Annotated in this window: 1 protein-coding gene; it reads right to left on the bottom strand. The window is 34.0% G+C overall.

The genetic code is table 11. The annotated features are described in order from the left end of the window. Positions 1-356: 356 nt before the first annotated feature. On the bottom strand, positions 357-606 hold a 250-nt coding region (locus tag N2201_02740), incomplete at its 5' end, for a T9SS type A sorting domain-containing protein (GenBank protein ID MCX7785131.1).

Genomic DNA, 606 nt, shown 5'->3' on the forward strand with positions numbered 1-606 from the left:
GTGATTTGAGTAGTTGCGGGTTTGTGGGTTCGGATTAAAATTATGTAAGATATAGAAATGTAGGACTTTTCTTGGCTTTAACTTTTTCGTCTCTTTCGTGTTTTCCTGATTAATTATACTACAGTTAGTGTTTAGAGCATTTCGTAATTTCGTCTCTTTCGTGCTTTCGTGATTAATTATTCTATAGTCAGTATTTAGTTTTGATGCTTTTGTGTTTTTCGTGTATTCCTGATTAATTATTCTCCAATTAGTGTTTAGTTTTATTTCTCTTGTGTCTTTCGTGTTTTCGTGATTAATTATTCTATAGTCAGTATTTAGTTTTGATGCTTTTGTCTCTTTCGTGTATTCCTGATTAATTATTCTACAATCAGTTTGAGTGCTTTCTGGTTAGTATTGTCTTGATACTTTAGGAAATAGATGCCTTTGCCAAGTTGCTGGGCTAAAAGGGTTATGGTGTAAATGCCAGGATGATGATATTCATTCTTAAGGGTCTTAACTAAACAGCCTGTTGCATTGTAAAGTTTGATTGCAACCTTACCAGAAACTAAAACCGCATAACGAATCGTCGCACTCTTTTTAATCGGATTAGGCACCACTTCAACCATC

The organism is candidate division WOR-3 bacterium (assembly GCA_026418155.1).
Classification (GTDB): domain Bacteria; phylum Hydrothermota; class Tepidihabitantia; order Tepidihabitantales; family CAIPLT01; genus JAOABV01.